The following is a 16,777-nucleotide window of genomic DNA, read 5'->3' on the forward strand; positions in this document are numbered from 1 at the left end:
ACAGCTCAATTGTCCGGTTCCTATTGCCCGTCGGGGGGGCGGCTCTGCTGAGGTTGCCTTGGAGGTTGCATTGTATATAAACCGTCACGGGCGGACCTTATTTTGACCCTGGTCCGCCCATAACGAAGATTAACGAATAAGCGCGTGCCGTTCCTGAACAGATTTAATATCCGAACCTTCTTTCAGGAATAGTTTAATACCCACGGCAGCGGCGGTGGCAGCTGCCGTTGTTGTGATGTAAGTAACATTGTGGCGAATGGCGGCTTTACGGATTTCAGAATCATCATATTCAGATTTTGATCCGTGGGGGGTGTTGACCAGAAGGTCAATGGAGCCGTTTTTAATTTCATCAAGAATATTGGGCCGTCCTTCATGAATTTTCAGGACGGTTTCACATGGGATGTTATTTTCCTTTAAAAATTTTGCCGTACCTTCGGTGGCGCGGATGGCAAAATCAATGCCCATGAATTCCCGTGCTGCCTCAAGTATTTCTTCCTTATCCCTTTGTGCAACAGTGATCAATACGGTGCCGGAAGTCGGCAGCGTCTGTTGCACGGCTTCCTGGGCTTTGAAAAAAGCCTGGGGAAATGAATCAGCCATGGCAAGAACTTCACCCGTGGATCGCATCTCAGGACCCAGCAGCGGATCAACTTCCGGAAACATATTAAATGGGAAAACAGCTTCTTTGACGCCAAAATGGGAATATTCTCTTTTTTTCAAGTTCATATCTTTTAAGTTTTTCCCAAGGGCCAACTCTGCAGCAGTGCGGGCCATGGAAAATCCACATACCTTTGAAACCAGTGGAACGGTTCTGGATGCCCTTGGGTTGGCTTCCAAAATATAAACCTTGTCATCGTTGCCAATGGCATATTGAATATTCAACAAGCCCACAACACCAAACTTAATGGCGATTTTTCGTGTATATTCATTAATGGTATCCATATGTTTTTCTGAGATCATCACCGGTGGAATAACACAGGCGGAATCACCTGAATGGATACCGGCAAATTCCACATGCTGCATAATGGAAGGCACATATGCCGTTACACCGTCTGACAGCGCATCTGCCTCAGCCTCCACGGCATTTTCAAGAAAACGGTCCACCAAAATGGGCATCTTAGGGCTGATCTCTTCGGCCTGTGTTACATAGTGGCGAAGTGATTTTTCATCAAAAACGATCTCCATACCCCGTCCACCCAGAACATAGGAGGGGCGAACAATGATGGGGTAACCGATTTCAGTGGCAATTTGAATGGCTTCTTCTGCGCTCCTTGCAATACCCGATGCCGGCATTGGGATGTCAAGTTCTGTCATTATGTCACGGAAACGTTCTCGATCTTCTGCTAAATCAATTGTTTCAGGGCTGGTCCCGATAATATTAACACCGGCTTCTTTAAGCTCTTTGGCAATATTTAACGGTGTCTGGCCGCCAAATTGAATCAGAATGCCCTCTGGTTTTTCTTTTTCATAAATACTGAGCACATCTTCCAATGTGAGGGGTTCAAAATAGAGCTTGTCTGAAGTGTCATAATCGGTGGAAACGGTTTCAGGATTGCAATTGATCATGATTGTTTCATAACCGGCATCTTTTAAAGTAAGGGCCGCATGGACGCAGCAATAGTCAAATTCGATACCCTGGCCGATTCTGTATGGCCCCCCACCCAGAACAATGATTTTTTTATTGTCTGTTACGGAAATTTTATTTTCAGCATTATATGTTGAATAGTAATATGCAGCATCTTCAACACCACTTACAGGCACTGCATCCCAGGCCTGGGCAAGTCCGATATCAAGCCTCATGTCACGGATTTCTTTTTCGGAAATATCCAGGATCTGACTTAAATAACGATCTGGAAATCCATCTTTCTTCGCCTGGGTGAGCACATCGGAAGGTATGTCTTTGCCTTTAAAAGCAAGAACTTTTTCTTCTGTTTCAACAAGTTCCTTCATCTGTTCTAAAAACCACATTTTAATATGGGTACGCTGGTGGAGTTCATCAAGGTCAGCTCCTTTGCGCATTGCTTCATAAAGGATGTATTGACGTTCGCTGCTGGCTTCACAGGCCAGAAGCCGCATGAGCTCATCCAATGTCTTTTCATTGAAATCCTTTGCAAAACCCAGTCCGTGACGGCCGTTTTCCAGGCTTCGGATGGCTTTGTGAAATGCTTCTTTGTAGGTTTTACCGATACTCATTACTTCACCCACAGCACGCATTTGAGTACCAAGCTTATCTTCAACACCTTTGAATTTTTCAAAGGCCCACCTGGGAAATTTCACCACAACATAATCACCGCCGGGTGTGTATTTTTCCAGGGTGCCATCCCGCCAGTATGGAATTTCATCCATGGTTAATCCGCAGGCCAGTAAAGAGGAAATCAGGGCAATGGGGAAGCCTGTGGCTTTGGATGCCAGTGCTGATGATCGGGATGTTCTCGGGTTGATTTCAATGACCACCACACGGTCGGTTTTTGGATCGTGGGCAAATTGAACATTGGTTCCGCCGATAACACCGATGGCGTCCACAATATCATAGGAGTATTTTTGGAGTCGGTCCTGCAGCTCCTGGCTGATGGTCAGCATGGGGGCAACACAAAAGGAGTCGCCGGTGTGAACGCCCATGGCATCCACATTTTCAATAAAGCAGACAGTGATTTTCTGTCCCTTTGAGTCCCGCACCACTTCAAGTTCAAGCTCTTCCCATCCTATCACCGACTCTTCCACCAGAACCTGATGCACACGGCTGGCCTGGAGACCCCGCTGGGCAATGGTTCTTAATTCTTCCATATTATAGACATGGCCCCCGCCGGTTCCCCCCATGGTGTATGCCGGTCTGATTACCAGAGGAAATCCCATATCTTCGGCAATTTCAACGGCTTCTTTTAACGTATGGGCCGGTTGACTTCTGGGCATTTCAACACCCACCTGATCCATGGTCTGTTTAAAAGAAATGCGATCTTCACCCCGTTTTATCACATCCACCTGAACACCGATGACTTTTACATTGAATTTGTCAAGGACTCCTTCTTCATGGAGTGAGGAGGTGAGGTTAAGGCCGGTTTGGCCCCCCAGATTGGGTAAAATTGCATCTGGGCGTTCCTTTTCAATAATCTGTGTAATGGTCTCCACATTCAAGGGCTCAATATATGTGGCATCTGCATAAATTGGATCGGTCATGATGGTGGCAGGATTTGAATTGACCAGTACAATCTGGTAGCCCAGGCTCCTCAGTGCCTTACACGCCTGGGACCCGGAATAATCAAATTCTCCAGCCTGACCAATAACAATTGGGCCTGAGCCGATGATCAGTACTTTTTTAAAATCGCTTCGTTTCGGCATGCGCCAGTTCTCCTTTATTTTTTAAAATTTTTTCACGGGTTGCTATTCTTTATGTCCATGTCCGTTGAACGTGACCTGAAATCTGGATCATCGCTTATTTTTTGCTCTTTTTTACCATGGCCAAGGAAGCATTACCGGCAGGGTGGGTCCATTGTTCTCGTGCAGATAAACAACTCCACAAAGGAGAATTTCAATGAACAAGAGCAAAAAATTAAACCATACAAGCTTTATGATTGCAAGTACCATCTGCCATGCAGCCTTGATATCCACCGAATTTGAGTTTTTTTGTTGAGTTTTGACGGTGGTATTAGTATGCTGAGCAGCTTTAATTATAACACCACTTTGAAACCGTAAATTTTTGATTTCACAGCGTTAAGGGTTTGTGTCGGTGCCAACCCATGTGCCCAAAACTATATTCAAATGTGGGGGCTGGCCAAGCATGTACATTACCAAATTGAATATTTATTTTTTTGTATGAAAAGGCAGCCTCCATGGCAAGCTAAGGCAGAGCCGCCCCCCGACGGGTAATAGAAACCGGACAATTGAGCTGTCTACAGTTCCGGGCCGGGCCCATTGCCCGTCGGGGGGCGGCGGTGTAATACCATTTGGCTCCGCGCCTACGACCCTATATTTGTTGTGTCCGAAAGGGCATGCCCGTTTATATGAAATACTCCGTTAACCAGGGGAGTATTTCTAACTTTGTTGTGGGCGGAGCGAGGTCAGAATGCGATCCGCCCGTGGCGGTTATAATGAAATGAGAGCCATGACAAATCAGCAAGATACGCCCATAAAAGGTATATTTTATTTAATCGGTGGGGTTTTTGTATTTTCAACACAGGATGTATTGATAAAATATTTAAGCAGTGGGTATCCGTTGTTTGAAATTATGTTTATCAGAAGTCTTGCGGCCGTTGTTCCATGTTTGGTCATCGTCCATTTTGATTCAGGTCTTGGTAGCTTGAAAACAAAACGGATGGGCGCTCATATTGTTCGGTCTGCCTTGATGTTTTTATCCTACTCGTTTTATTACCTTGGCATTGCAGTGATACCCCTTGCAGATGCGGTGGCCTTGTTCTATACGTCACCTTTTTTTGTTGTTATTTTATCCATTCTTTTTTTTAAAGAACAAATCACCGTCAAACGCTGGATTTCTCTTATCACTTGTTTCACCGGTGTATTGATCATACTGCATCCGGGTAGCGGCACGATGGTTACAGCGGCTATTTTCCCCATTTTATCTGCATTAACTTATGCCCTGAGTGTTTTGATGATTCGTCGTGTTGCCGGCAGTGAAAGTGCTTCAACATTGGGATTCAGCCTGGTGATCTTTTCTATTTTCATATCAGGAGGGCTGGGGTTGTTTATGGGAAAAGGGCTTGCCATTTCAAATTCAAGTTTAAATCTTGATTTTTTAACGCGGGCCTGGATCTATCCAAGCACTAAGGACATGGGGATCATGATCGGAATTGGCATCTTTGTCTCCATTGGATTTTATTCATTGACCCAGGCTTACTGTGTTGCAAAATCGTCCACCATAGCCCCGTTTGAATATACAGGGATGCTGCCAGCGGTTATGTGGGGATTTTTTCTATGGAATGAAACGCCATCCTTTGGGAGTCTAACCGGCATCCTGATTATTCTCACCAGCGGTATCTACTTGATTCGATTGGAAACTCGAAATCGGGGTACATGACATATTTCTGATTTCATTGAATTCTTTGAAAAATGCCATGGCTCTTTTTTCGGACCAGTATTCACCGGCTTTATTAAAAGCCACAAACCCCACATGTCCCCCGGAACGAGGCGTCTCCATTGTGACATGGGGATTTTCAAGGACCGCTGTCACAGGATAACATTCCGGTGATAAAAACGGGTCATTCAAAGCGCTGATAATTAATGTGGGCACCTTGATATGGGGGATAAACTGACGGCTGCTGCATTTCTCCCAATAGTCTTTTGCATCCTGGAATCCATGCAAAGGGGCTGTGTACCGATCATCAAACCCTTTGAAATCTTTTATTTGTTCATATCCTTTATCATCAATTTTACCCGGCATCATGGCCATCTTGACTTTTATTTTTTTTCTCAGTTTACGCAAAAAACGTTCCATATAGAGACGGTTGCCAGGGCGGGCCAGAACTTTTGCACTGCTGGCCAGATGGCATGGTACGGAGAAAACCACGGCCTTTTTTACAGCCGGATGAACACAATCACGTCCCAGATGCACCAGGGTGAGATTGCCCCCCAGGCTGAATCCCACCAGATAAATTTTCCGGTAACGCCCCCGGTTCAGGGCGTGATTAATAACACAGGAAAGATCCTCTGTTGCCCCGTTATGATAAAAACGCAGGTAGCGGTTAGGTGTTTCGCTACAGGCTCGGTAGTTCCATGCCAGGGCATCCCAGCCCATCTGCTTAATGGCCTTTACCATGCCGGTGACATAGGGCCTGTTGGTATTTCCTTCAAGGCCGTGGGAAATGATAACAAGGGTGCCGCTTTTGTTAACGGCCCAGTCCAGATCCAGGAAATCTCCGTCCGGCGTATCTATGCGTTCTCGTTGGTAAAGGTCCTTACAATTGTTTTTTCTGCACATGGAAGCAAACATTGTCTGTATATGGCCGTTTTTCATGCCCCATGGCGGTGTGTAGTCCATTGGCTGTCTTCTCCTGATTGTGATAAAATGTTGTAAATTACAAAATGCCCTCATAACTTTCAGATGTCACGCTATTTTTAAAATTTTCAAAAAGCGTAGGATTCATGAAGATTGAACAGATTTGCAAAATAGACATTTTTTAGATTAAAGAGTTCACAGTGGACGGGGTAATTTTTTTTATACCCAGATACACTCCTTTATATTTCATCATGAAATAAAATGTCACCAAGAGAGTTACAGCTTCTGCAGCCGGAATGGAAAGCCACACTCCATCCATCCCCATAAAAAGGGGCAGAACAGCCACAAACCCAAGGGTAAAGACAAAGGTTCGCAATGCCGACATCAACGCGGATATTTTTCCATTGTTTACGGATGTGAAAAAAGCCGACCCCAAAATATTGATTCCGTTGATGAGAAATGAGGCGGCAACAATCATCACTCCGTTTTCCGCAAGGGGAATTACTTGATCTTGCCCCCTGGCAAAGAGCTGCACCAGAACGTCTCCATAAAGCACCCCGATGCTAAACGAAAGGACGGCGATGAAAAGCGTCAATTGCATGGACATGGAGAGAAGTTCCCTGATTTTTTCAAAATTTTTACTGCCGAAATTAAAACTGATTACCGGGGCAACACCCATGCTCAGGCCGATATACAAGGAAGATAACAGGAAAAACATGTACATCACGATGGACATGGCAGCAACACCGGCCTCTCCGGCATATCGGATGATAATATAGTTGAATACCAGGGTTTTCACTCCGGATGAAATTTCAGAAATCATTTCCGAAGATCCATTGATCATGGCGTTGAAAAGAAACCTGAAATCCATAAGGGGTCTAACAGGCCTTAAAGTAGAGCGGGTGAATAGAAAATAGCTCGCTCCAAACAGACAAGATGCAAGAATACCGGAAACTGAGGCAATGGCCGCACCTTGAATGCCCATATTAAATTTTACGATTAACAGATAATCCAAAATTACATTGATGCCACCGCCCACCAGAGACGTATAAAATGCCCAGGATGGTTTTCCATCAAGTCGGATGGTGAATTCAAAGAACATCTGAAGGGTCAGCGCAGCAATTCCCAGCAGGAAAATATTCAAATAATCCACGCAATAAGGCAATAGCTTCTCCGTTGCTCCAAGCCAGAGAGACAACCTTTCCACCCCAATCAAGTAACCGGATATAATGATGCCTGAAAAAACGGCAAAGAGAAAAGAGAAGATAAAGGAAAAGTGACCGTTGGCAATGTCATGTTTTTCTTCTCCCAGTTCGATGCCGATAATGGCACTTGATCCCGAGGCGACCATGATTCCAATTCCCAGTGAGAAACAATAAAGCGGCATGATGATGTTCACCGATGCCATGGCAAGGGTGCCTAAAAACCGGGAGATGAATATGGCATCCACCGCCATGTAAAGGGAGATGGAAAGAATGCTTAGTGCAGATGGGGTGATGAACTTTATAAATTCTTTTCTGGACCAAGGTCTGGCAAATAATGCTTTCATAGTGACATCCGGTAATATTGATTACTCAACTTTCGGTGTTCGCATTTCGTGGTGGGGTCAGGCTTTCGTTATTGACATTATCGAGGCTTTTTTCGTTGGCAAAGGCCTTGGTCGATAACATCAATAACAAAAGCCTGACCCCGTCGGCACACTGAGCCCATCGGTACATTTTAAAATGCTGGCTTTGAAATGAAGCCCGAAAGTTGAGATTGATTATTTAAAAGGTTTGGGACAACACCCATTAATATCTGAAATTATGTCCAAAAATACTGATATTATCAGAGTTTCAATCTTCATTGTGGTTAGGCCCATCTGGCATGCAGCTTATCAAAGATTAAATGAAAATTCATTTGACCGGGCACTCCTCACATTGTTAAAAATGGAGTCTAAAGTATATAGCAACTATACAGTCAATACTGATTGGGGGAAAAAATGAAAATAAATTTTTTAACGGGTGAAATGGCAAAACTGCACGGTATTTCAAGGCAAACTTTACTTTATTATGACAAAATCGGCCTGTTGAAACCCAAAGAGGTTGATGAAATTAACAATTATCGTTACTACACCCTGGATCAATTTGAGACTTTGGATGTTATTCTCAGTTTGAAAAGTTTGGGAATGACGCTCAAAGAGATCAAACATTATCTGAGTAAAGCCTCACTCAGTGATCGCATGGAGCAGCTGAAACTCCAGGACTTGCTCATTCGGGAAAAAATTGAACAGCTTGAAAGAACCGGACGGCGCTTAACGTCTTTTCTAACTGCCCTGAAACAAGGCATGGAGATTACACCATTTGAGATTGGGATTAAATTTCTAAAAAAACGCTATATCTTGATTGAACCGGTGCAGCCTCCCTTTGAATGGTATGATTTGGAAATGGCCATTAAAAAATTGATTGCCTGCTCCAGACAAGAGGAAATTGTGATGAGTGGTTATATGGTTTATGTCGATAACGATGAAGATGGACAGGAAATATATAGGAAAGTGGCTCTGGAGATTGATCATGACGCCCCGGACTGTATTGCGGCAGGGGAATATGGTTATTTATATCACCAGGGGCCATATGAAGATCTGGGACGGTCTCGATCACTTTTGCAGGAATATATTGAAAAGTCAAAGTATCAGGTTTCCGGTGAAATTATTGAAAAGGTGCTTTTGGATACCTTTGCCGTGTCCGATGAAACGCAATATCTGGTTGAAATTCAGATTCCTGTTCAAAAGTTGAATAACTCGATGACTGACGGGGCAGACTTGTCTTATGGACGTTATTAATTCAGCTCTAAGTAAGCCAGTAAAGCAGAAACCCTGTCATAATCCAAGCCTGCCCCCCCTTGGCCATATTTGACATCAACGCTTAGCTATTTTTTCGTTCGCTCGGCACGGCAATGTTCTCGACAAAGTGCCACTCAAAATCTGATGCGCCTGCTGCGGTTTCCGCCTTTTCCACATTTTTCGGTTCAAGAAACGCCCTTGCGCGATGGACATCCTCGACTTCAAGAACAAAGAAAGCCATGTTGGGATCTTCCACCCCCCGCCACAAATGCTTGAGATGTAAACCGGCCTCAGATTGGGCTTGAGCATCAGCATCCATGCTGGCTTTCCATCTGGAATAGTCGGTGAATCGAACTTTGCAATGCATGAAGATCATGATTTTCTCCTTATGTCGTTATCGGTTTTAATACTATAGATCAACCTTCCTCCCTGACCACTTCAAACAGGGCACGGGTCAGAATTCTCAAATCTTCAGGTGAGATCACATAGGGCGGCATGATGTATACAAGCTTTCCAAATGGTCTTACCCACACCCCTTTTTTGACAAATCGTTTCTGGATTTCTCCCATATTTACCGGGTTTTTCATCTCCACCACACCAATGGCACCCAGAACGCGCACCTCCTGCACCTGGGGAAGATCCCTGCATGGGGCAAGCTCTTTTTTCAGCTGTGTTTCAATTTTGGCAATGGTTTTCTTCCATGGGCTATCCAGCAGAAGACCAATGCTTGCACAGGCCACGGCACAGGCAAGGGGATTGCCCATAAAGGTTGGTCCGTGCATGAACACAGATTTTTTGTTCCTGGAAATGGCGTGACTGATCCTGCGGGTGGTTATGGTGGCAGCCAGGGTCATGTATCCCCCGGTGATTCCCTTGCCAAGACAGATGATATCAGGGGAAATCCCTGCATGATTACAGGCAAACAGCTCCCCGGTTCTGCCAAATCCAGTGGCAATTTCATCACAGATCAAAAGCACCTCGTACTGATGGCAAAGCTCACGCACCCGTTTCAAGTAACCAACGGAATAAAACCTCATTCCGCCGGCCCCCTGGACAATGGGTTCCAGGATTACGGCAGCTATCTCTTGATGGTGGTTTTCCAAAAGCGTTTTCATACTCTGGATATCCTCCTCCTGGAAGGCTTCTCCAAAGGGAATGGCCGGAGCATTTGCAAACAACTGCTTTGGCAGGATACCGGTGAACATTTCATGCATGCCGTTAACAGGGTCGCACACAGACATGGCCCCTGAAGTGTCTCCGTGATATCCTTTGCAAATGGTTAAAAGCCGGTTTTTTTCAGGCCGTCCCAGTGCATACCAGTACTGGATTGCCATTTTGATGGCCACCTCCACGGATACTGATCCTGAATCAGCCAGAAAAACCTGTTCAAGGCCCTTTGGGGTAATTTCAACAAGAAGTTTTCCAAGTTCTGCTGCCGGTTTGTGGGTGATTCCCCCAAACATAACATGGGAAAAATCGTCAATCTGCCCATGGGCCGCCTTATTTAAAACAGGATGGTTGTAACCGTGGATTGCCGCCCACCAGGAGGACATGCCGTCAATGAGTCGGGTACCGTTGGCAAGCTCGATCCTGACTCCAGAGGCCCCCACCACAGGATAAACTTCCAGGGGATTTACCATGGATGTGTAAGGGTGCCAAAGAAGATCCCGGTCTGTTTCTAATATTTCGTTTACATTCATGATTTTTTACCTGTAAATGGAATAACATCTCCGGAAAGAATGCTGTGGCGCACGCCGTTTTTGTCTTCAAGAATCAGGAAGCCATTGGAATCCACATCCTGGATGGTACCGGTAAGGGTTTTGTCGATCATCTCCACACGCACCTTCTGGCCGATGCTGTCGGACATGGTTTTCCACCGGGAAAGGAGTTTGGGGAAACCGTGATCCACCAGGGTATTATAATGGTTTTCAAATCGTTCCAGGAAGAGTTGGGTTATTTTGCAACGGGAATGGGGCTGCTCCGATTCCACCAAAAGGGAGGAGGCTTTTTTCCTAAGATCCATAGGAAAAGATTTCCGGGGAGTATTGACATTGAGCCCCAGCCCGATGATCACATGATTGACCGCATCCATATCAGTGCTGAGTTCGGTGAGGATTCCAGCCACCTTGCGCCCATTGCATAAAAGATCGTTGGGCCATTTTATTTTGATTTCCAATCCGGTTGAATCCATAATGGCCTCGGCAAGGGCCACCGCTGCCAGCAATGTTAGCCTTGATGAGTCCATGGGGGACATCAAGGGTCTTAAAATCATTGAGATAAAAAGCCCTTCACCCTTGGGAGAGAACCAGGTCCGACCCTTTCTTCCCCGCCCCAGGGTCTGGCTTTCCGCCAGGACAAGGCTGCCTTCCCCGGCCCCACCATCTGCAAGGGCTCTGGCCTGGCTGTTGGTGGAATCCGTTTCCTTGAAACAGATGATTTCCTGCCTGCCAAAAACCTTTGTATTAAGTCCATCCAAAATTTCTTCGGGAATAATAAGATCCTGGGGTGATTCAAGGCGATAGCCTTTTTTTGTGGAGGATTCAATTTCATACCCCTTGTCCCGAAGGACGCGGATATGTTTGGATACGGCATTGCGGCTGATGCCCAGGGTCTGGCGCATGATCTCCCCGGATATCCAGCAGTTTTTTTCAGATTTAAGAAGCTCAAGCAGTGTTTCTCTATTTCCCATGTTTTCTCCCAGCTTGTATTGCCACCTCTATTTTTTAAATCAGGTTGACAATATAGAGCATATTTGTTCCTCCGCATCAAGTAAAAAAAAGAAAATCAGCGCTTGTTTCTAACATTTGAAACATCAGACAATTCTACATCAGGCCTGTCATAACTGGTAAATATCCCTGTTGTTTATAGCTCCAGGAAAGCCGAGCTGTGAAAAGAATATCTTGCTTTATTTATAATTGTCAACCCATATAAAAAATAGAGTTGACAATAAGGGCCGTTTTTGATTCACTGCACACCAAACAAAAAACGAAATTTTAAGAGGGACTATGTTTAATACAACCATTGCAGGTTTTGCAAAAAAGATACTGGCCGACGGTGAGATCACCCGGGAAGAGGCTTTAATGCTTACCTCCATCTCCGGGGCAGACCTGTTTGATATGATAGCCTTTGCAGGAAAGATTCGGGAAAAACAGATGGATAACCGGGTCTTTTCATGTGCCATCATCAATGCCAAATCCGGGCGCTGTTCCCAAGACTGCGCCTATTGCGCCCAGTCTTCCTTTTACAACACCGGTATCACCACCTATCCCATGCTGGGGGTGGAGGAGATGACCCAAAGTGCCCTTCGCATGGAAGATGCCGGTGCAACCCATTTTTCCATGGTGGCAAGCGGATTTATGCCAAAAAGCCGTGACCTGGATACCATTTGCCGGGCTGCGGAGTCCATCAGAAACACCACCCGACTCAAGGTTTGCGCCTCCCTTGGGGAGTTGACCCTGTCCATGGCAAAGCGTTTAAAATCTGCGGGCATCAGTAACTACCACCACAACCTGGAAACAGCGGAAAGCCATTTTTATAAAATTTGCACCACCCATGAGTACAGCTGCGATATCACCACCGTAAAAATTGCCAAAGAAGCCGGGTTATCCCCGTGCAGCGGCGGAATTCTTGGACTTGGGGAGACCTGGGAACAGAGGGTGGAACTTGCTTTTACCCTGCGTGATCTGGATGTTGATACAGTTCCTTTGAATTTTTTAAACCCCATTCCCGGTACTCCCATGGAAGCAAGACCCTTGGTTACGCCCATGGATGCCTTGAAAAGCATTGCCCTTTTCAGGTTTATAAATCCCAGCAAAAATATCACCATTTGCGGCGGCCGGGAAAAGACCCTGAAGGAGTTTCAGTCCTGGATCTTTGCGGCAGGGGCCAACGCCCTTATGAGTGGAGATTATCTCACCACCAGGGGCAGGAGTATCAAAACGGATATGGAGATGATCAAAGATCTTGGTCTCAGGGTATCGGCTTAGATGAAAAATGCTTTCCACCATAGCGGGACTCTTTTTTTTGACCCTGATGACAGGATATATCTGGACCATTTCCCGGGAAATCCAGTGGTTCCTGGAAGCTTGATTATTCACGCTTTTCTCCAGATCTATGGGGAGTTAATGCTTCCAGAAAATCCGGTTCAGGTTGAGAATTTCAGGTTCAGACATTTTGTCTCCCCCGGGGAGTACCAATATGAAATGGCGAAAAACGATAACGTGATCAGGTGCAGACTTTTTGATAAAAGTTTGACACTGGTCACCGGGAATCTTCTCTTATGAATTTGAATTTTGCCGGAAAAAATGTGTTGATAACCGGCGGCAGCTGCGGCATTGCCCTTTCCCTTGCCTCCCTTTTGATCAGTGAAGATCTTTTCCCCATCCTGACATTCAGAGACAGCAAGGGAAAAAATAAAATTAAAGAGAGCCTGTCTGGATGGGAGGGCCGATATGACACCACCTTTTTTGATCTTGCCCTCCCTGGAAAGATTGGGGAAATTTTTTCAAAAAGAACAGAAATCAACTATATGGTGGATTTGGCCCAGGGGGATTATGAAACCCTGGTGGCCTCGGCAAATCCAGATACGCTCTCCCGGTACATGGCCGACAATATTACAGCCCGGGCACAACTGGTTCGCCTTGTCTCACGGTCCATGGTTACAAAGCGTTTCGGTCGGATGATTTTTGTCTCCTCTGTTGCGGCAGGCATGCCGGGAAAGGGGCAGGGTTTGTATGCATCTTCCAAGCTTGCGGCCGAGGGCATTTATCGGAATGTCGGGCTTGAACTTGCAGCAAGGGGTATCACCACCATGAGTCTGAGGCCAGGATATGTGACGTCGGGGCGGGGTGAGACGTTTATTGAAAAAAGTGGGCAAGCGCTTTTGAAAAAAATTCCCGGAGGCTGTTTTATTTCAGAGGCAAATGTTGCCAAAACCTTGCTTTTCTTTTTGTCGGACACGGGCATTGCCTTTAACGGGGTGAATCTTACCATGGATGGCGGTATGAGCTGCGGAAAATAGGTGTGAGCCCATTATACTTTTTTAAGGTCTAATTTTAATGGTCAAAAGCAGTCATTTTAAAGGTGTCCAGCATAATTCCTTTAGATTACAAATTTTCCTGGGGGATTTTGTTTAAATTAGGATCGTGTTACGGCAAGAGCAGATTCTAAAGTTTCAATAAAAAATTGATTTATTTTACCACGAACTGGTACTTTTAAAATTTTGTAAAGTTCATTTGCCGCATAACTTGTAATCGATTTGTCATTTTTAGTCTCTATCAAATCTGGTGTCACATATAATTTTAGACCTAAAGCGCGGAGCAGCACAAACGTTTTATCCATCTGAATTGTCTCTTTCCCTCTTTCTACATCACTAATGAATTTCACACTTGTCCCTGTAATATCTGCTAAGTCTGATTGCCTCATGTTTTGCTTTTTTCTGGTATCTTGAATAGCTTTTCCAAGATATTTAACTAAGCGGACATGATACGGGTATTGAATGGAAGCCCAGGATTCAGGAGACAGGGTAAATGCTGCGGTTGTGTGGTGACAGTTCACGTTCTTTCACCCCTCAAGGGGGTACTGAAAAGAGTCCGGGGAGATCTGTCTTGCATGCATTGATTTTCCTTTGCAATAACTGCCCGGGCAGGACCATACCGGGATACCAAGGTCCAGGCATCACCGGCTGTTGCTGACGGTGATGAGATACAAACAACGGGCAGCATCTGCAAAAGAAACTTCTTTGCGCCTTTCAAGGTAACTTGTCTGGTGACAGGGCAGGGTCGAGGAACGAGACGACTGTCCGGAGGACAGCCCGCAGGGTTGATCCGATATTTTAATTTTTTCTTAACTTTTGAAACTTATGTATAGGATAGTTGTTGGCAAGTCCGGCAATCCCCCCTAACATGATCTCTTATAGTCCTGCCTTTTTCGAAATCAACATGAACGAGAGATTATACTATTTTTGGTTTTTACATATTCATAAAATTGATTTACGGCTTGACAAGTTAATACAAGTGTATTAATTAAATTGATTAATACGCTTGTATTGAAATTTATTTAAAAGGATCATCTATGCCGGAAATTAAATCAAAAAACACTCAAAAAGAATTATTTGAAGCAGGCATCAAGGTATTCGCGGAAAAGGGATATCGGGACGCAACTATTAGGGAAATCTGCAAAAAAGCAGGGACCGCCAACATTAATGCGGTTAATTATTATTTCGGATCCAAGGAAAAACTGTACCGTGAGATTCTGGATGCCATTTTTTCCGCTTATGATCGGTTTGACCGGGAGGACTGGGACCGAAAAACACCCCAGGAGCAGCTCAGGTCAATGATTTCAAACTTCTGCGCCATGCTTTATAAAAACAATGCTTTTGCCTCGGACATTACATCCATTTTTATCTCCGAGATGATCCAGCCCTCCCCGTTCATAGAGGAGCTGGTGGATACCTATAACCGGCCCCGGATCAAGCGGCATTTAAAAATGTTCCGGGACCTTTTGGGAGAGGATGCGACAGATGACATGGCCCGGGACTGCCTGGTGTCTGTGGCCGGGCAACTGCTTTACTACAGTTTTGCATGGCCGGTTTTTTCCCGGCTGTTTCCAGATTATTCTGCGGATGAGAGATATGAACAATGGGCTGCCCATGTATATGAATTTTCTTTGGGAGGCATTGAGGCGGTACGAAATAACATTTTTAAAAAAGAGGAGAACACCCATGGGGATTAAGCTTGTATCACAGCCGTTTATAGAGAATGCTGTTAAGACATCCGGCCTGGAGGATTTCGGGGGGGATACCTTTGAACAGGGCCTGGAAGTGCTGATCAATTCCCTGAACAATGACCTGGACCTGGCTGAAGGCACTGCCGGGTATTTTCAGCAGATGATCACCCAGATCCTTGTCAACCGGCTGCAGGTTACCCAGTTGATAAAAGATCATCCTGAAATTCAGGATGAAGAAATTAAGGCCCCCATTATTATCGTGGGACTGCCCAGGACCGGCACCACCATTACCCAGACCCTGATGGCTTTGGATCCATTGTCCCGGTTCCTGAGAAATTTTGAATCAGCAGGTGCTATCTGTCCGCCGCCCCCCTTGTTGCCCCACGTGCCTGATCCAAGGATCCAATCAAGTTACGATGCCATGGAAGGGTTGTTCTCAATGGGACCTGAGCTGCGGGGCATCAACGGCATTAATTTCATGGCCCTGGGCACCGCAGAATGCCAGAACCTCATGGCCCATGAATTTGTCCATGCGGGCTGGAGTGCCGGGTCCAGCCTGTTCGGTCATGGCACTTGGGTGGGGGAATGCGACATGACCCAGGCCTATGACTGGCACAAACGCCTGCTCCAGGTGTTCCAGTGGAAACTACCCAATGAGCACTGGGTGCTCAAGGCACCCATTCACCTGTTCGGCCTGGAGCCCCTTTTGAAGACCTATCCCGACGCCAGAATCATATTTACACACCGGGATCCATTTGAAGCCATGGTGTCCGGTGTCAGCTTGGTTTCCCGTTGGACGCAACTCACCACTGGTCAGGTGAATATTCCGGCCATAGCGGACTGGTATCCTGCCCTTTGGGCCAAGGGGCTTGAGCGGGCCGTAGAGGTTCGGGAAAAATTGAGGGAGGAACAGGTTTTTGATGTGTTTCACACAGATCTGAGCCAGGATCCGATAGGATCCATGAAAAAGATATACAAACACTTTAATATCCCCTTCAGCCGAACGGTCCAAAAACGGATGCAGGTCTGGCTGCGGGACAATCCCCGTTCAAAATTCGGCAGCCACTTCTGTAATGCATCTGAACTGGGAATGGAACCGGACCTGGAAAAAGAACGGTTCGATTTTTATCTTAACCGCTTTAACCTTACAGGAGGTAAATAATGATAAGAATACAAAATTGTTTTAGTCCTAAAACAAGCGTGTTCATTAAAGTTCGATCGCGGACAGCTTCGATATTCTTAAAAGGATACCTTTGTAGCATAATTGAAAAAAACAAGAAAAA

14 protein-coding genes are annotated in these 16,777 nt (G+C 45.6%); 7 read left to right on the top strand and 7 right to left on the bottom strand.

What is annotated here, in order from left to right; all coding sequences use genetic code 11:
• Positions 1-129: 129 nt before the first annotated feature.
• A complete protein-coding gene (gene carB, locus B9A32_RS12925) occupies positions 130-3,336 on the bottom strand; it encodes a carbamoyl-phosphate synthase large subunit (protein WP_084069854.1) in 3,207 nt (1,068 codons plus the stop codon).
• A 763-nt stretch (positions 3,337-4,099) separates the two neighbouring features.
• Here carB and B9A32_RS12930 point away from each other — a divergent pair.
• The gene (locus B9A32_RS12930; protein WP_170923816.1) at positions 4,100-5,029 is read left to right on the top strand and encodes a DMT family transporter; all 930 of its coding nucleotides are present in this window, start codon (positions 4,100-4,102) and stop codon (positions 5,027-5,029) included.
• On the opposite strand, the gene B9A32_RS12935 is transcribed toward B9A32_RS12930, so the two are convergent.
• A complete protein-coding gene (locus tag B9A32_RS12935; RefSeq protein ID WP_084069856.1) occupies positions 4,955-5,989 on the bottom strand; it encodes a YheT family hydrolase in 1,035 nt (344 codons plus the stop codon). The two genes, B9A32_RS12930 and B9A32_RS12935, sit on opposite strands and share 75 nt — an antisense overlap.
• A 139-nt stretch (positions 5,990-6,128) precedes the next feature.
• A complete protein-coding gene (locus B9A32_RS12940) occupies positions 6,129-7,496 on the bottom strand; it encodes an MATE family efflux transporter (RefSeq protein ID WP_084069857.1) in 1,368 nt (455 codons plus the stop codon).
• 432 nt (positions 7,497-7,928) lie between these two features.
• On the opposite strand from B9A32_RS12940, the gene B9A32_RS12945 reads away from it, so the two are divergent.
• Positions 7,929-8,768, top strand: a complete 840-nt coding sequence (locus B9A32_RS12945) for a MerR family transcriptional regulator (protein WP_084069858.1) — start codon at positions 7,929-7,931, stop codon at positions 8,766-8,768.
• Between the two features lie 82 nt (positions 8,769-8,850).
• On the opposite strand, the gene B9A32_RS12950 is transcribed toward B9A32_RS12945, so the two are convergent.
• From B9A32_RS12950 to B9A32_RS12960, 3 genes are read right to left on the bottom strand one after another with little or no spacing between them, the layout of a single operon-like run.
• Positions 8,851-9,144 (bottom strand): hypothetical protein, encoded by a 294-nt coding sequence (locus B9A32_RS12950; RefSeq protein WP_084069859.1) that lies wholly within the window; start codon positions 9,142-9,144, stop codon positions 8,851-8,853.
• 40 nt (positions 9,145-9,184) lie between these two features.
• Positions 9,185-10,468: an adenosylmethionine--8-amino-7-oxononanoate transaminase gene (gene bioA / locus B9A32_RS12955; RefSeq protein WP_084069860.1), complete on the bottom strand. Its 1,284-nt coding sequence runs from the start codon at positions 10,466-10,468 to the stop codon at positions 9,185-9,187.
• A complete protein-coding gene (locus B9A32_RS12960) occupies positions 10,465-11,457 on the bottom strand; it encodes a biotin--[acetyl-CoA-carboxylase] ligase (protein ID WP_084069861.1) in 993 nt (330 codons plus the stop codon). Before B9A32_RS12960 ends, bioA begins: the two co-directional genes overlap by 4 nt.
• 316 nt (positions 11,458-11,773) lie before the next feature.
• Here B9A32_RS12960 and bioB point away from each other — a divergent pair, with 316 nt between their 5' ends.
• From bioB to B9A32_RS12975, 3 genes are all read left to right on the top strand, one after another.
• Positions 11,774-12,754, top strand: a complete 981-nt coding sequence (gene bioB / locus B9A32_RS12965; RefSeq protein WP_084069862.1) for a biotin synthase BioB — start codon at positions 11,774-11,776, stop codon at positions 12,752-12,754.
• A gap of 84 nt (positions 12,755-12,838) precedes the next feature.
• On the top strand, positions 12,839-13,051 hold the full coding sequence (locus B9A32_RS22540) for a hypothetical protein (RefSeq protein WP_408607037.1): 213 nt from the start codon (positions 12,839-12,841) through the stop codon (positions 13,049-13,051).
• Positions 13,048-13,788 carry an SDR family NAD(P)-dependent oxidoreductase gene (locus B9A32_RS12975; RefSeq protein WP_084069864.1) on the top strand — a complete coding sequence of 247 codons (741 nt, stop codon included), beginning with the start codon at positions 13,048-13,050 and terminating at the stop codon, positions 13,786-13,788. The genes B9A32_RS22540 and B9A32_RS12975 overlap by 4 nt, the downstream gene beginning before the upstream one ends.
• Before the next feature lie 116 nt (positions 13,789-13,904).
• Here the strand turns inward: B9A32_RS12975 and B9A32_RS12980 are convergent, their stop codons facing one another.
• Positions 13,905-14,324, bottom strand: coding sequence for a helix-turn-helix domain-containing protein (locus B9A32_RS12980; protein WP_232367152.1), 420 nt, complete (start codon positions 14,322-14,324; stop codon positions 13,905-13,907).
• A 516-nt stretch (positions 14,325-14,840) separates the two neighbouring features.
• Between B9A32_RS12980 and B9A32_RS12985 the strand changes: the two genes are divergently transcribed.
• The gene (locus B9A32_RS12985) at positions 14,841-15,500 is read left to right on the top strand and encodes a TetR/AcrR family transcriptional regulator (RefSeq protein ID WP_084069865.1); all 660 of its coding nucleotides are present in this window, start codon (positions 14,841-14,843) and stop codon (positions 15,498-15,500) included.
• Positions 15,490-16,656 carry a sulfotransferase family protein gene (locus tag B9A32_RS12990; protein WP_170923817.1) on the top strand — a complete coding sequence of 389 codons (1,167 nt, stop codon included), beginning with the start codon at positions 15,490-15,492 and terminating at the stop codon, positions 16,654-16,656. The genes B9A32_RS12985 and B9A32_RS12990 overlap by 11 nt, the downstream gene beginning before the upstream one ends.
• Positions 16,657-16,777 lie beyond the last annotated feature (121 nt).

Source organism: Desulfocicer vacuolatum DSM 3385 (genome assembly GCF_900176365.1).
GTDB classification, from domain to species: Bacteria; Desulfobacterota; Desulfobacteria; order Desulfobacterales; family Desulfobacteraceae; genus Desulfocicer; species Desulfocicer vacuolatum.

Coding starts and splice junctions, on each gene's coding strand:
- carB (WP_084069854.1), bottom strand. CDS start 3,336: ATGCCGAAACGAAGCGATTTTAAAAAAGTACTGATCATCGGCTCAGGC.
- B9A32_RS12930 (WP_170923816.1), top strand. CDS start 4,100: ATGACAAATCAGCAAGATACGCCCATAAAAGGTATATTTTATTTAATC.
- B9A32_RS12935 (WP_084069856.1), bottom strand. CDS start 5,989: ATGGACTACACACCGCCATGGGGCATGAAAAACGGCCATATACAGACA.
- B9A32_RS12940 (WP_084069857.1), bottom strand. CDS start 7,496: ATGAAAGCATTATTTGCCAGACCTTGGTCCAGAAAAGAATTTATAAAG.
- B9A32_RS12945 (WP_084069858.1), top strand. CDS start 7,929: ATGAAAATAAATTTTTTAACGGGTGAAATGGCAAAACTGCACGGTATT.
- B9A32_RS12950 (WP_084069859.1), bottom strand. CDS start 9,144: ATGATCTTCATGCATTGCAAAGTTCGATTCACCGACTATTCCAGATGG.
- bioA (WP_084069860.1), bottom strand. CDS start 10,468: ATGAATGTAAACGAAATATTAGAAACAGACCGGGATCTTCTTTGGCAC.
- B9A32_RS12960 (WP_084069861.1), bottom strand. CDS start 11,457: ATGGGAAATAGAGAAACACTGCTTGAGCTTCTTAAATCTGAAAAAAAC.
- bioB (WP_084069862.1), top strand. CDS start 11,774: ATGTTTAATACAACCATTGCAGGTTTTGCAAAAAAGATACTGGCCGAC.
- B9A32_RS12975 (WP_084069864.1), top strand. CDS start 13,048: ATGAATTTGAATTTTGCCGGAAAAAATGTGTTGATAACCGGCGGCAGC.
- B9A32_RS12985 (WP_084069865.1), top strand. CDS start 14,841: ATGCCGGAAATTAAATCAAAAAACACTCAAAAAGAATTATTTGAAGCA.
- B9A32_RS12990 (WP_170923817.1), top strand. CDS start 15,490: ATGGGGATTAAGCTTGTATCACAGCCGTTTATAGAGAATGCTGTTAAG.